At 50.4% G+C, this 13,320-nt stretch carries 15 protein-coding genes; 10 read left to right on the top strand and 5 right to left on the bottom strand.

Annotation, left to right across the window (positions count from 1 at the left end; all coding sequences use genetic code 11):
* Both KBY68_RS01615 and KBY68_RS01610 read left to right on the top strand, forming a co-directional pair.
* Positions 1–704: M16 family metallopeptidase (locus tag KBY68_RS01615; RefSeq protein WP_255095651.1), on the top strand; the 704-nt coding region annotated here is incomplete at its 5' end.
* 41 nt (positions 705–745) lie between these two features.
* On the top strand, positions 746–1,972 hold the full coding sequence (locus tag KBY68_RS01610) for a M16 family metallopeptidase (protein ID WP_255095650.1): 1,227 nt from the start codon (positions 746–748) through the stop codon (positions 1,970–1,972).
* On the opposite strand, the gene KBY68_RS01605 is transcribed toward KBY68_RS01610, so the two are convergent.
* Positions 1,941–2,192, bottom strand: coding sequence for an NAD(P)H dehydrogenase assembly family protein (locus KBY68_RS01605; protein WP_255095649.1), 252 nt, complete (start codon positions 2,190–2,192; stop codon positions 1,941–1,943). The genes KBY68_RS01610 and KBY68_RS01605 overlap by 32 nt on opposite strands.
* A 54-nt stretch (positions 2,193–2,246) precedes the next feature.
* On the opposite strand from KBY68_RS01605, the gene KBY68_RS01600 reads away from it, so the two are divergent.
* From KBY68_RS01600 to KBY68_RS01585, 4 genes are read left to right on the top strand one after another with little or no spacing between them, the layout of a single operon-like run.
* The gene (locus tag KBY68_RS01600; RefSeq protein ID WP_106498997.1) at positions 2,247–2,822 is read left to right on the top strand and encodes a biotin transporter BioY; all 576 of its coding nucleotides are present in this window, start codon (positions 2,247–2,249) and stop codon (positions 2,820–2,822) included.
* Positions 2,819–3,283: a signal peptidase II gene (gene lspA / locus KBY68_RS01595; protein ID WP_255095648.1), complete on the top strand. Its 465-nt coding sequence runs from the start codon at positions 2,819–2,821 to the stop codon at positions 3,281–3,283. The genes KBY68_RS01600 and lspA overlap by 4 nt, the downstream gene beginning before the upstream one ends.
* On the top strand, positions 3,283–5,409 hold the full coding sequence (locus KBY68_RS01590) for a transglycosylase domain-containing protein (RefSeq protein WP_255095647.1): 2,127 nt from the start codon (positions 3,283–3,285) through the stop codon (positions 5,407–5,409). The genes lspA and KBY68_RS01590 overlap by 1 nt, the downstream gene beginning before the upstream one ends.
* On the top strand, positions 5,409–7,016 hold the full coding sequence (locus KBY68_RS01585) for a YcjF family protein (protein ID WP_255095646.1): 1,608 nt from the start codon (positions 5,409–5,411) through the stop codon (positions 7,014–7,016). The genes KBY68_RS01590 and KBY68_RS01585 overlap by 1 nt, the downstream gene beginning before the upstream one ends.
* 51 nt (positions 7,017–7,067) lie before the next feature.
* On the opposite strand, the gene KBY68_RS01580 is transcribed toward KBY68_RS01585, so the two are convergent.
* A complete protein-coding gene (locus KBY68_RS01580) occupies positions 7,068–8,474 on the bottom strand; it encodes a pyridoxal phosphate-dependent decarboxylase family protein (protein WP_255095645.1) in 1,407 nt (468 codons plus the stop codon).
* An 11-nt stretch (positions 8,475–8,485) separates the two neighbouring features.
* Here KBY68_RS01580 and KBY68_RS01575 point away from each other — a divergent pair, with 11 nt between their 5' ends.
* Positions 8,486–8,980, top strand: a complete 495-nt coding sequence (locus KBY68_RS01575; protein ID WP_255095644.1) for a nucleoside deaminase — start codon at positions 8,486–8,488, stop codon at positions 8,978–8,980.
* On the opposite strand, the gene KBY68_RS01570 is transcribed toward KBY68_RS01575, so the two are convergent.
* Complete coding sequence (locus KBY68_RS01570; RefSeq protein WP_341879858.1) at positions 8,925–10,079, bottom strand: pyridoxal-phosphate-dependent aminotransferase family protein; 1,155 nt, start codon at positions 10,077–10,079, stop codon at positions 8,925–8,927. The genes KBY68_RS01575 and KBY68_RS01570 overlap by 56 nt on opposite strands.
* 81 nt (positions 10,080–10,160) lie before the next feature.
* Complete coding sequence (locus KBY68_RS01565) at positions 10,161–10,679, bottom strand: bilin-binding protein (RefSeq protein WP_255095670.1); 519 nt, start codon at positions 10,677–10,679, stop codon at positions 10,161–10,163.
* 191 nt (positions 10,680–10,870) lie between these two features.
* On the opposite strand from KBY68_RS01565, the gene KBY68_RS01560 reads away from it, so the two are divergent.
* The 3 genes from KBY68_RS01560 to KBY68_RS01550 all read left to right on the top strand — a co-directional run bounded on the left by KBY68_RS01560 (position 10,871) and on the right by KBY68_RS01550 (position 12,908).
* Positions 10,871–11,896, top strand: coding sequence for a methyltransferase domain-containing protein (locus KBY68_RS01560; protein WP_390634969.1), 1,026 nt, complete (start codon positions 10,871–10,873; stop codon positions 11,894–11,896).
* Between the two features lie 121 nt (positions 11,897–12,017).
* Positions 12,018–12,368 carry a hypothetical protein gene (locus KBY68_RS01555; protein WP_255095642.1) on the top strand — a complete coding sequence of 117 codons (351 nt, stop codon included), beginning with the start codon at positions 12,018–12,020 and terminating at the stop codon, positions 12,366–12,368.
* A 276-nt stretch (positions 12,369–12,644) separates the two neighbouring features.
* Complete coding sequence (locus KBY68_RS01550) at positions 12,645–12,908, top strand: DUF6439 family protein (protein WP_255095641.1); 264 nt, start codon at positions 12,645–12,647, stop codon at positions 12,906–12,908.
* On the opposite strand, the gene KBY68_RS01545 is transcribed toward KBY68_RS01550, so the two are convergent.
* The gene (locus KBY68_RS01545; protein ID WP_255095640.1) at positions 12,905–13,312 is read right to left on the bottom strand and encodes an ATP-binding protein; all 408 of its coding nucleotides are present in this window, start codon (positions 13,310–13,312) and stop codon (positions 12,905–12,907) included. The genes KBY68_RS01550 and KBY68_RS01545 overlap by 4 nt on opposite strands.
* Between the last annotated feature and the right edge of the window lie 8 nt (positions 13,313–13,320).

Genomic DNA, 13,320 nt, shown 5'->3' with positions numbered 1-13,320 from the left:
AGCAACGTCACTACAAGGCGGCAAACTGCAGCATCGCCGTAGGCGGCTGTTTTGATCCAGAAAAGTTGTTGAGCTGGCTAGGTGCTGGACCAATGGGCAGCCTTGATCCTGGCTCTGCAGTGGACACACCAGATGATTTGTTGTTGTTTTGGCAACCGGGGGAGCATTTGTTGCGTGTACCCCGTTTGGAATCGGCTCGACTCCTAGTGGCATGGCCCGCACCTCCGGCCTCAGATCCCCAAGCCCTAATGGGCATAGACCTTTGGGCCAGTGCCCTTGCTGAGGGCCGCTCATCCAGGCTGGTAAAACATCTGCGAGAAGAGCTTCAGTTGGTTGAATCAATCGATGTGGAGGTTCATCCCCTAGAGCGGGGCAGTTTGGTGATCCTTGAGGCGGTTACCGATCTGGAACACCTATCAAAGGTTCGATTGGAATTGCAAAAGTTGCTTCAAGAAGCCCAGGAGGGACTTGGCAAGCTTGAACTTGAGCGCTCAAAACGCATGGTGGCAAATGGCTATACCTTTGGCCTTGAAGCGATCAGTCAAGTAACCCATCACCTGGGGCAAGCGAGCCTGCAAAGGCGCCTATGTGCATTGGATCAACCATTGCGATGGCTTGAGGAATGGGATTTAACAAGGCTTCAAGCCCTTTCAGGCCGCTGGGATTTGCAATCCGCCTGCCTGCTTGAAGTAATCCCTGCTTGAACTAATCCCCGCATGAACAAATTCCCAACAACAATTCAGCCATGAAATCAGTTGAGCTGATCCATCAACCAGGGGCTCCAATCCTTTCGGCTCGAATTGTTTTACCCCTAGGCAGCATCCTCGACCCGATTGGCATGAAGGGTCGTCAGCAGCTCCTAGCTGGAGTGCTAACGCGCGGCTGCGCAGAATTCAATGCTGAAAAATTCGCAAGTTTCGTGGAAAGCCATGGCGCAAATTTACGCTGTGAAGCCGGAGAAGACCTGCTTGTTATTGCACTCAAATGCAATCGAATTGATGCAAATTCAATGGTGCCATTAATACTTGCAATGCTTGAAAGCCCCCATTGCAATGAAGAGCAGATAAATTTAGAACGAGATCTTAATATTCAGATGCTGAAAAGACTTCAGGAGGATCCTTTTCAGCTATGCAATGACAAATTAAAGCCATTACTTTTTGATGATGGACCCTATAGCAGTGATCCCATTGGCTTCAAGCAAGATCTAAAAAATATTAAACAAAATAATCTACTAGAGACATCTAAACAGCTAACATGCAGAAAAGCACTGCTTGTTTTAGCTGGAGACCCCCCAGCAGAACTAATTGAAAACTGCAGAGAGAGATTAAACCTATGGAACAATGAACCAATTAGTGCACCAGAACCCAATCCAGAGCCAGCACTTAATTTTGCTTCTGTTGTTTGCAACACTGAGCAGGTGGTTCTAATGATGGGCTTTCGAACTGTAGGCATTGATAATACAGACTCCCTAATGCTTAGGCTGCTTCAAGTGCACCTTGGAGTTGGCATGAGTTGCCGCCTATTTCAGGTGATTCGAGAGGAGCGAGGTTTGGCCTACGACGTTGGTGTGGAATTGATGATGCGTAGATCAAATTCACCAATGGTTTGGCATCTTTCCTGTGCTGTTGGTAGGGCATGCGAAGCCCTAGATGCACTATTAGCAGAATGGCAAAATATTATTCAAGCTCCGATATCAGAGGCTGAACTGCAGCTTGCCGTTGCAAAACTAAAAGGGATGGAAGCATTGAGCCGCGAAACTGGAGGCCAAAGAGCCGACCGATTAGCAATGCTCCTCAGCTATGGCTTGCCAGCAGATCACAACGAAATTTGCTTGAAAAAACTTGATCGGATAGAACCAGCTCAATTGCTTGCAGCAGCTCAACGCTGGCTACAAAAGGCAAATTTAAGCATTTGCGGACCCAGCTCTGCGATTAAAGAACTCAAACAGCATTGGCAGAGGGCTCAACGTTAGAGCTCAGGGAACTAACCGGCAGTAAAAACGTACCCCTACGGAATTTAACGGCCCTCTGTTGCATCGCATGGATCGCAACCACTTCACCCTGCTCGTTTAGGTCTACCAGATCTGCGGGCCGCAGTACGGGCATGGCAGCTGCGGTTTTCAACCAGGGCTGTTGAACCTGGAGTTTTACCAGGCTGCCAACGGCAAAAATTGCTTCTGATGGGTCAGTCAATGTTGAAGAGATCCTTGGAGTGGTGCAGGATGGCGGCAATTACATGGGTTGAGCTTGCGCGCCCTCTTGAACTGGTGGGGAGCCTTAGTTGGGCTTCTGCTTATTCTCACCGGTGGATTGCTCCAACCGGCTATGCCTTGGTGGAGTCCCCAGGCTGGTTTCGGCTTCCATGATTTACCAATAACGGCCCAGGTGCCCGCTTTACTACTAACGGCACTTGTGTGCGGCCCCCGATCGGGAATGCTTGCTGCGGTGGCCTACCTAAGCCTTGGGCTCAGCGTAATACCTGTTTTTCAAGAGGGCGGAGGCCTTGCTTACCTGCAACAACCTTCATTCGGATACCTGGCTGGTTTCATACCAGCAGCCTGGTTATGCGGACGTTTAGCAAAACAGCCAGGTATGGACTCCCTCGAGCATTTAACTGGCACTGCCTGCCTCGGAGTTCTCACAATCCAGCTATGCGGGTTACTTAATTTGGGTTTGGGTAGCCTCGCCCGCCGCTGGGGAGAGAGCCTGCCCCAGCTGCTGATTACCTACAGCCTGATGCCCCTTCCGGCCCAGTTGTTGCTCTGTTGTGTTGTTGGAGTGATGGCCAGGTTGCTGCGGCCTCTATTGCTGGTAAACCGGTGAACAAGCTTTTAAAAGGGCGACGCATCAGCATTGGCCTTGCAATTGGCGTAGTACTGCTGGATCAGTGGAGTAAGTATTGGGTGCTACGCAATTTGGGGGCGGGTAGGGAGGCGGTTTTGTTCCCTGGTTTGATTGATTTGCGCCTGGTATGGAACAACGGAGCCGCCTTCAGCTTGTTTCCCCAAGGGGCTGCCTGGCTTGGCTTAATCAGCTTTGGCGTTGCGATTTTTTTGCTGCTATGGCTATGGCGCAGGGGAAGCCAGTGGCGCTTGCTGCAACTTTTGGCGGTGGGCTGGCTATTGGGAGGAACAATCGGCAACGGATTAGATAGGTGGCGGCTTGGGGCAGTTGTGGACTTTCTTGATTTTGTGCCAATTAGCTTTCCTGTTTTTAATCTTGCTGATGTAGCTATTAATTTAGCTGTGCTTTCACTGTTGATTAATAACTTGAGGCGGAATTGATGAACCTGGCGGAACTTTGGATTCATCAACATGGAGAAGCGAGCATTTGCCACCCTTTATATGGGCAGATATATCGAATTGGCCGTGATTGCGATGGAGAGATAGTTGTTAATCACCCTGCCGTATCAAAGCGCCACGCTTTACTTGAGCTAAAAGGTCGCCACTGGCATCTCAGAGATAATGGTTCAACCAATGGCCTTAGCTGGCAGGGTTGTTCAATCGAAACAATTAAATTGCAAAATGGAGATCTAATTCGCTTAGGACCAGCATCTGCAGAAAATGTACCAGAAATAGAATTTCGTCAACTGAATGTTCGACCCTGGATAAATAAAGGGTTTAAAATTTTTAGCATTGCATCCCTCGGAACAGGGTTATTTGGATTACTTTTGCTCGTTATTGGCAGCGTGAGTGTGCCCGTAAGGGGCAGCTTAGCTCCTGTTCGTGGTCCGATGGTTCTTTACGATCGCAATAATCGTCCCCTATCAAGCTCAAATAGCAGTGGACACCAAGAATTATCTGGATTAAATAGTTTTTCACCTCATTTAATTAAAGCACTTCTTGCCAGCGAAGATAATCGTTTTTGGTGGCATCCAGGCATTGATCCCATCGGCACATTAAGGGCTTTATTAACAAATTTACTCGGCGGCAAAGTACTTGAAGGCGGCAGTACTCTCACCCAACAATTAGCCAGAAGTTTATATCCCGAACAGGTGGGCCAAGGCGAAACCCTAGGTAGGAAATGGAGAGAATTAATGGTTGCATTGCAACTAGAGGCACGATTCAGTAAACGGGATTTACTGCTAAGTTATTTAAATAGAGTATACTTAGGTGTTGGTTGGGGCTTTGAAGATGCTGCTCAATTATATTTCAATAGAGCAGCTAAAGATCTATCATTAGAACAAGCGGCACTACTGGTTGGCTTACTGCCTTCACCAAATGGCAATGATCCATGTGCCTTTCCCCAAGATGCCCTGAGCGCCCGCAATGGGGTGCTAACAAAGATGGCGGCTGAGGGTGTTGTTGCAAACGATGTGGTCCGTCGTGCTAGACGCACCCCTGTGGTTTTGGCCGCGCGGGCATGCGCCGCAAGGGAGCGCAAGCCCGCTCCCTTTTATTCAGATCAGGTATATCGTGATCTAGAGAATTTGCTTGGTTCAGAGGTTGCTGGCGAGGGAAATTTCCTTGTTGATACAAATCTAGATCCAGTGCTTCAAGAAGTAGTGGAAACAAAATTGCGCGAATACCTGCAACCCGGCAATGGTTGGGGTGTGGAACAGGGGGCTGTTGTAGTGATCGATAGCCGTAACGGGGCCGTATTGAGCTTGGTTGGTGGAAGGGATTACAACACAAGTCAATTCAACCGGGCCACCCAAGCCCTTAGGCAACCGGGTAGCACTTTTAAATTAATGACTTACTTGGTAGCCCTTGAGCGGGGCTTAAAACCAGATGATGCTGTTAGTTGTGCACCCCTAGATTGGGGTGGCCAAAGTTTTACGGCTGGCTGCGCTGGCAGTTTGGCCTTAAGCCAAGCCTTTGCCAGTAGTAGTAACACAGCAGCTTTGAGATTAGGTCGCCGTTACGGATTAGATGCTGTAGTTAAAAAAGCCCGTGATCTTGGCATCACAACACCGCTAGCAGCTGTTCCTGGTTTGGTGTTGGGCCAAAGCGAAACCAAACTAATTGAAATGACAGCTGCCTACGCAGCCATTGCCAATAACGGTATTTGGCAACAACCAACCACGATCAGAAGGCTCACGGATGCTGAACCCTGTGCAAATTCAGGTAAGGCTTGCCGCCAACCATCCCAAACCAGATCGAATAATCGCCGGGTAGTAAGTGTGAAGCAAGCTCAATTAATGCAAGCTTTACTGAGGGGGGTGGTGCAGTGGGGCACTGGTAATGCAGCTTCCCTTGGGGGGGCAGAGGGTGGCAAAACTGGCACCACCAATGATGGGCGAGATCTACTTTTTATTGGCTTTGAACCCAGCCGCCACTGGGTGATGGGAATTTGGCTGGGCAACGATAACAGCACTCCCACGGCAGCAAGCAGTGCTTTAGCAGCCCAACTTTGGGCCGATATCATTCGCAGCGCCGGTAGAGGCAGCACAAACGCTGAAGCCCGTTGATGAAAGCACCTCGGCCATGGCTTCTGGTGGTTGGTTTATTACTTGCCATCGTTATTCTCTCAATTGTTTTGCAAGCTGTTAATAGTTTGCTTTGGCAATTAAGCTATTGGTTACCGAGTTGGTTGGTTGGTCCCACATTATTACTTCTCGTTGCAGCAATCGTTCTTTCAATTTATCCACTGTTAAAGCCATGGTTGGCACCAAGGCTAAGAAATTCAAAATTAGAATTACCCAAGGCAGCATCAAACCGCGGCGAAGCCGCGCAACAAAATCTCAACGCCCTGGATCAACAATTAACTCAACTTAAGGATCTGGTTGCCAGAGAAGCATTACTAAAACGCCGCCTAGAAGTTGAGACATACCTTAAAAAGGGTGACTTAATAGTTGTATTTTTCGGCAGTGGATCTAGCGGTAAAACTTCATTAATTCGCGCCCTTTTAAATGATCGAATTGGTGAGGTTGGTGCGGTAATGGGTAGTACAAAGATCAGCACAAACTATTTCATGCGCCTACAGGGCATGCAACGATCAATTCAATTGCGCGATACCCCTGGCATTCTTGAATCAGGAGCCATTGGCCTAGAGCGAGAGCAGCAGGCTAGGGCTGAAGCCACTCGCGGAGATTTATTGGTATTTGTTGTTGATAGTGATCTCCGATCTAGTGAATTTGAAGTGTTACAATCACTCGCTCAAATGGGAAAGCGTATGCTTTTAGTGTTAAATAAATGTGATCTTCGTGGCGAAAGTGAAGAACAGCGTTTACTGCATTTATTACGCGTTCGCTGCAGCGGATTAATTAGAAATGATGATGTTGTAAGTGCCAGTGGTGCGCCGCAATCAATTCCCCAACCTGGTGGAAAACCACTGCAGCCAGCCGCAGAAATCAATCGACTTTTAAACAGATTGGCCCAACTGCTCCGCGAGGAGGGAGAAGATTTACTTGCCGACAACATTCTTTTGCAAAGCAGTCGTCTTTCAGCGATTTCAGAAGAGCTTCTTGACAAACAGCGTTATCGAGAATCAATGCAAATTGTTGAACGCTATGGCTGGATTGGCGCTGGTGCCATCGCCTTAACCCCCCTGCCAGGGCTTGATTTGCTTGCAACGGCCGCAGTAAATGCCCAGATGGTTGTTGAAATTGGCCAGATTTATGGAGTAACCATGAGCAAAAATCAGGGACAACAATTAGCCCTATCCCTGGGGCGAACCTTAGGCAGCCTTGGCCTGGTGAAGGGGGGGGCCGGATTGATTGGCACTGCCATGGGTTTAAACCTGCCCGCATTGCTCGCCTCGAAGGCAATCCAAGCTGTTACCGGTGCTTGGCTAACCCGCTTAGCCGGTAAAAGCTTCATCAGCTATTTCCGCCAACAACAAGACTGGGGCGATGGCGGAATAGCTGCTGTTGTTCGCGAGCAATACGACCTAGAGCGGCGCGACCTTGATCTCAAACGCTTCCTTGAAGAAGCCCTGGCTCGGGTTGTGGAACCGCTGAAACAGCAGGTGCAACAGTTACCGCCCCGCCGAGGGCCTCGGGAGGTGGTGGAAGAAGGGGGCCCTGGCGATCCAGTAAAAAAACCACCAACAAATAAACCACCGCAATGGCAATAGATATAACGCCCGTGCTTATTGCTACCCAGCGGCCCCTTTTATTTTCCTGTTTCATATCAATGATTTTTTAACAACAGAAGCCAACTGCTGCAAATGTTCGGAACTTGTATACGGATTACCGAGAACAGCCTTTAAAAGTGGCAGTTCACGCCAATTTGGCTTGGATAGCCAATAATTAGATCTTAACAATTCCCTATGACATCTATCGCGCCAGGCAACCTGGTTTTCAGATTCCATTCCCGAGGCGGTAAAACTAAGGAGATGTAAATCACCAGCTAATAACTGCAATGGCATAGACTCAAGCAAATTGCGCAATATTGAGGCACGGGAAAAAGCAGATTGCAAAATATTTTCAATACCTTCAAGGCCCAGATACTGCAAACTCATCCACAATTTCAACACCTCAGCCCCCCGGGTTCCTTGTAAACCTAATTCACCGCCCTGACTAACCAAAGGCGGCTCCATATAGGGAAGGCCAGTGGAAAAACTATTTTTTAAATGGGCTGGATCCTTTAAAAGCAGCAGTGAGGAAGGCTTGCTAACACCAAGTAGTTTTTGTGGGTTCAAGCTAACTGAATCAGCTAAACCAATCCCTTCAACTCGCCAGCGTTCACTCTCAACTAAGGCGCACACGCCACCGATTGCACCATCCACATGCAGCCATACCCCTGCAGATTTACACAATGCTGCCATCTCTCCTATGGGATCCACCAGTCCTTGAATGGTGGTACCTGCAGTGGCAACAACGGCAAGGATCGGTAAACCAAGCTTTTGAGCTTTATCAAAAGCAGCAGCAACTTCAATTGCCTTTAACCGCCCCTGGCTATCCAGTGGCAATCGCCATAGACAATCAGCCCCTATGCCCATAACCGCCAGCGCCTTGTTTAATGACACATGGGAACCGGCGCCTGTAATAACAACACAATTTGAGTGTTTTTGCAGTTGAGCTGCCTGGCGCGCGCAAACAAGGGCCATCAGGTTGCTTAAACTTCCACCGCTGGCAGGCACCCCTGAGGCAAGATCACCAAGCCCGATCTCACGGGCGATCCAGCTGCACAAACTGCGCTCTAATCGACTTAAAGATGGGGAGAGTTCCTCAGCTAGAAGGTTGTTATTCAGCCCTGCTGCAATCATCTCAGCGCAAATTGAAACCCCTAGGGAAGGGGGATCAAGGTGGGCCAATGCGCCCGGATGATTAGGCCTATAGGCACCATCCATCAACCCGGCGAGATCACACCAGAGCTGCTCCATCGACTTACCAGCATCACCCGGTTCCGCGAGGGGTTGAACGCTTAGAGCGGGCCTAGGTCCGTGGTTATTTGTTGCCTCTAGCCAATCACAAAGTATTTTGCTCCCATGGCCGAGCAATTCCCCCAAGGCGCCCTGGGTTTCATCTGGGCCTGGGAAAGCTTTGGGAAGTCCTGGGGCTTGCAAGCCATTGATCCGTTGATCAACCATTGTGATGGTTAATGGAAACACCCATCACCATCTGGATGGAGCGGCTGTTGAGGCTGGCTGCAGCTGCTGGCGGTTGCGGGGAGATACCTGTTGCTGCAGTGGTGCTCGACCCAATGGGAAGGGCGATTGGCTGGGGCAGTAACCGGCGCGAAAAAGAACAAAACCCGCTTGGCCATGCCGAATTGGTTGCCCTGCGCCAGGCAAGCCTGAGCAGCTCCACCTGGCGGTTTAATCAGCACACCCTGATAGTTACCTTGGAGCCCTGCCCGATGTGTGCCGGGGCCCTTGTTCAAGCGCGAATGGGCCATGTGGTGTTTGGTGCTGGTGATCCCAAGCGCGGCGCATTGGGGAGCTGTTTGGATCTTGCTAACAACGCCAGTGCCCATCACCACATGGAGGTAACTGGCGGAGTTTTGGCTGATCAATGTGAGGAGCTACTGGTTAGCTGGTTTAGGCAGCGACGCGGCCAGTACGGAAGATTGGCAACTCAAGTTCAAGCAAATTAAGCAACAAATCAACATTCGCTGGGGTGCTGTTAGTGCCCATCAGGCCAACGCGCCACACCTCACCGGCAAGGCTCCCTAGACCATTGCCGATCTCAACCCCATGTTTATTTAGCAAATGGGCGGAAAAGGCTTTGCCATCAATACCAGCGGGGATTCTTACGGTGGTGAGGGTTGGCAGGCGAAGGGAATGGGGCACGTGCAGTTCAAGGCCTAATTCCTCTAGCCCAAGCCACATTTTTTCGCTATTGCTGCGGTGGCGATCCCAGGCATTTTCCAAACCCTCTTCACAGAGAAGCCTGAGTGCCTCCCGCAAACCAAAATTCATATTTACCGGCGCTGTGTGGTGGTAAGTGCGATCTTTGCCCCAATAAGACTTCAAACCAGACATATCTAAATACCAATTTGGAACCTTGCCCTTGCGCCGTTCAATCTTTTCCTCAGCCCTCGGCCCCATGGTGAATGGCCCCAGGCCCGGAGGGCAACTCAGGCCCTTCTGGCTACAGCTGTAGGCCAAATCAACCTGGGCTTCGTCGAGCTTGAGGGGTACAGCACCAAGGGATGTAACGGTGTCGAGAATGAGCAGGCAGTTGTTTTCGCGGCAGAGGGCGCCAATGCCGTCAAGGGGTTGGCACACACCTGTGGAAGTTTCGGCATGCACTAAGGCAAACACCGCCGGCCTGTGTTGTTTGATGGCTGCTGCTATTTGCTCGAGCGCCAAGGCTTCACCCCAGGGAGCTTCAAGAACCTGCACATCTGCTCCGTAGCGGTTGCACATATCCACCAAGCGCAAACCGAAATAACCAATCACCCCAACAAGGACACGATCTCCTGGTTCAACGGTGTTTGCAATGGTTGCTTCCATGGCGGCACTGCCGGTACCGCTAACTGGAATCGTGATCCTGTTATCGGTTTGCCAGGCATAGCGCAGCATTTCCTGCACTTCGTTCATCAGCTCTAGATAAAGCGGATCCAGGTGGCTGAGGGGGGGCCTGGCCATGGCCTGCAACACAGTGGGATCTGCATTTGATGGACCTGGCCCCAACAACAGGCGATTAGGCGTAGAAATCGGATCTAGCCGTAAACGATGGGACGCACTCACGGTCTCTTTCACAGTGGAGAGCGGGGAAACGTTCACGCGACTAGACAAGAATTGAGGATGTGAGACTAACCATTGGCCGATTCAACGGCCATTCAAATTTGTTTCGGCAAGGTTTTTTGCCATGTGCTCAAAGGGGGCGCGAGCCAAAGTTGGATCACTGAAGCCTGTGGCAGCCAACTTTTCACTTAACACGTCTGCCATTAAAAGAATGCCCCTTGCTGTGGGGCCTGTGGGCACACCCAGGGACTTGTAGGTGTCGTTGAGCCCATTAAGCACCCTTTCGTTCAACACCTGCCAATCACCGGCCACGAGGGCATAGGAGCCATAGCGCAGGAAATAGTCGAGATCCCTAAGGCAGGCGGATAAACGGCGGGTGGTGTAAGCATTGCCACCGGGCAGTAACAGTTCGGGATCAGCAAGCCAAAGGCGTTGACTGGCTTCCCGGATGATTTCAGCCGCTTCCGCATTAATGATTGCTACCGCTGCCAACCGCAGGCTTGATTCAGCGAAATAAGCCTCAAGGCGATCCAACGCTGAGCGGTCGAAATAGCGACCCTGTTGGTCGTAACGGCCGATCAAACCGGTGATCGCATCTTGCATGGCATCAAGACCAGTGGCCAAAAGCTATCACCCGCAATGCTTTTGCAGCGCCTAAGCCGCCTTGTTTGCCTAGATCCGACAGAAACGGTTACTTGAATCTCGCGGCCAAGCGGCAAATCCGCTGAAATGTGAGTAGTTAATTACACCCCCCATCGATGGCGGCTTCGGTTACCAAGATCGCTTACCAAACCATGCAGCAGGGCAAAAGCTTGCTTGGTATTGCCCACAAACAAGTGAGCACCCAATTGATGGATCTGGTGGCGCCCAAGGCAAATGCTGAAACAATCCCGATAAGAGCCGAAACCCTGCAAGCCTTGCGCACCAGCATGGATTACCTGCTTGAAAGGGATTGGCTAGAGGCAGAACAAGGCTTGTATCCCACCAGCCAATTATTCGATGCCCCATGGCTGGATTGGATGCTGCGCTACCCACTGGTGTGGCTTGATTTGCCAAACATTTGGAACCGCAGGCTGCGCCGGGATGTGCGAGATCTTCCCAACAACGTTGACATCAGCAATTTCCCCGACTACTACCTGCAGAATTTTCACCATCAAACCGATGGTTACCTCAGCGATCGTTCAGCTGAGCTATACGACCTTCAGGTGGAACTGCTTTTTAACGGCACGGCAGATGCCATGCGCCGCAGGATCCTGAAGCCATTAAAAGAACGCCTATCAAGGGCAAATTTGGCTAGTGGCGCCCTAAGAATTCTTGATGTGGCCAGCGGCACTGGCCGCACCCTTAGGCAATTAAGAGGTGCATTTAGCAGCGCCCAATTGGTGGGCTTGGATTTATCAAATGCCTACCTACGCCAAGCAAACCGCTGGTTATCTCAATTGCCCGGTGAACTGCCCCAGCTGGTGCAGGGAAATGCGGAGGCATTGCCGTTTCAAAATGAATCCATGCAAGCGGTTAGTTGCGTTTTCCTTTTGCATGAGCTTCCCGCGGAAGCCCGTGAGGCAGTGCTAGCTGAAGCCTTCCGAGTTTTAGTGCCAGGAGGCGTGCTTGTTCTGGCTGATTCAGTGCAGTTGGCCGATAGCCCGCAATTTCAGCCTGTTATGGAAAATTTCCGCAGGGTGTTCCATGAGCCCTATTACCGCGATTACATCGGCGATCAGATCGAAACTCGCCTAAGCAGGGTTGGTTTTACTGAGATCAAAGGAGAAACCTGGTTTATGACACGCATCTGGTGCGCTAGTAAGCCTGAGATTGGCTAGAAAAACGGATGTCCGTGCCCAGTTTTCCACAGGCATAGGTTCAAGAAACGAAACAAGAAATGGAAAAAACTTGTAAAGGATCTCCCCATCCGTTCAAATGGTGGTGTGCCTGAGGCTCTTGATGACCAACCCATTCCGGGTTAGATGGCTTGAAGGTTGGACCTTCCAAACCGTGTTAATCGGTGGAAGGGCCCTGATCGAAGCCCATGGCTTTGGGGTTTGCCTCCGCACTGAAATTGAGCAGGGTGAAAGCCCTAGGGAAGCTGCCGATCGCTTGGTTCTTGTGGAAGACCGTTTAAGGCGCTCCCTCCGCAATGCCTGGATGCGTGGTCCGCAACATCTATTGCATACCGTTATCGATACCGAAACTGCAGACGACGTGCAGTTGCACGACGATCTAGCCCGCAGCGCCCAACACCTGCAACCCTCAATATCACCTCGTCAAGAAGTAATGCAGGGTTTGAGACGCTAGGAAACCAGCGCCACCCCAACGCATTGCTCTCCAAAACTTGCCATCACCATCTGATTGCCAGGGCTGGTTACTTATCAATACTTTTAGAAATTGTTTGCGTTGATGCAAACGTCTTTGGAATGGATTTTTTAATGGATACTTTGAAATAATTTTTGAATCATAGAGTATGGAATTGATAGCAGCCAATTTATGGAGCCACTGAAGCGGTTTTAGTATTTTTCTTGCTGCCATCACAGCGAACCTAATAGGATTTTGTTAACCACAAAATAGCCTGCCATGCCGGATTTTTCAGCTGATACGGAGCTTTTAAACCTATCGGAAGCTGCCAAGGAGCTCCATGATCTTTTAAAAATAAGCGATCGTGATTGGCATCAATTAAAAACCGATCCGCATAGGCGAGCCAGCGAGCAAATCTCAGCGGCCCTTATCCATGCCCTGCAAGCCAATGGCCCTGGTGATCAAGCAGCTGTTGAATTATTGGAGAGCGCTTTGCGTTGGCTCAAACGAGAACAACGGGATCCCGGTTGCCCCCGTTCCTAACGGCGTTTTGCCATTTGCACCCGGTTACCTCTCGGGCTCCAGCGCACGTCATCAAAACATTGATGCATCAAATACAAGCCCCTGCCTGATAAGGCATCTAAACAATGGGGTAGATGGGCACAGCGCAATTGCTGGGGCAAACCACAACCTTGGTCTTGCACCTGCCATACAAACCAGTTCGGCATCATGATCCTACGAACCCTCAAAATCTTGAGGGGATCTCCGCCGTTACCGTGGCGAACAGCGTTTACGAGCGCCTCCTGCAAACCAAGCTGGATTAAATCTTTATCCGCCTCTGGTACCGGTTCCAACAACAACTCCAAAAGCGGCTGTAGGGCCAAGGTGGAAGTTGTGCTGAATTCACACCAGCGCCAGCGTTGGCAAGAAGTTTGAGCCTGGTTCATCAGGCGCC

The sequence above is a fragment of the Synechococcus lacustris Maggiore-St4-Slac genome (assembly GCF_024345595.1).
In the GTDB taxonomy this organism is placed as follows: Bacteria; Cyanobacteriota; Cyanobacteriia; order PCC-6307; family Cyanobiaceae; genus Synechococcus_D; species Synechococcus_D lacustris.
The sequence above is the reverse complement of the archived record's forward strand: the minus strand, read 5'-3'. Positions and strand labels throughout refer to the sequence as shown.

Excerpts from the sequence above, each read along its gene's own strand:
- KBY68_RS01575 (WP_255095644.1), top strand. The coding sequence starts at position 8,486 with ATGGAAACACCCATCACCATCTGGATGGAGCGGCTGTTGAGGCTGGCT.
- KBY68_RS01585 (WP_255095646.1), top strand. The coding sequence starts at position 5,409 with ATGAAAGCACCTCGGCCATGGCTTCTGGTGGTTGGTTTATTACTTGCC.
- KBY68_RS01565 (WP_255095670.1), bottom strand. The coding sequence starts at position 10,679 with ATGCAAGATGCGATCACCGGTTTGATCGGCCGTTACGACCAACAGGGT.
- KBY68_RS01560 (WP_390634969.1), top strand. The coding sequence starts at position 10,871 with ATGCAGCAGGGCAAAAGCTTGCTTGGTATTGCCCACAAACAAGTGAGC.
- KBY68_RS01545 (WP_255095640.1), bottom strand. The coding sequence starts at position 13,312 with ATGAACCAGGCTCAAACTTCTTGCCAACGCTGGCGCTGGTGTGAATTC.
- KBY68_RS01555 (WP_255095642.1), top strand. The coding sequence starts at position 12,018 with ATGACCAACCCATTCCGGGTTAGATGGCTTGAAGGTTGGACCTTCCAA.
- KBY68_RS01550 (WP_255095641.1), top strand. The coding sequence starts at position 12,645 with ATGCCGGATTTTTCAGCTGATACGGAGCTTTTAAACCTATCGGAAGCT.
- KBY68_RS01590 (WP_255095647.1), top strand. The coding sequence starts at position 3,283 with ATGAACCTGGCGGAACTTTGGATTCATCAACATGGAGAAGCGAGCATT.
- KBY68_RS01610 (WP_255095650.1), top strand. The coding sequence starts at position 746 with ATGAAATCAGTTGAGCTGATCCATCAACCAGGGGCTCCAATCCTTTCG.
- KBY68_RS01580 (WP_255095645.1), bottom strand. The coding sequence starts at position 8,474 with ATGGTTGATCAACGGATCAATGGCTTGCAAGCCCCAGGACTTCCCAAA.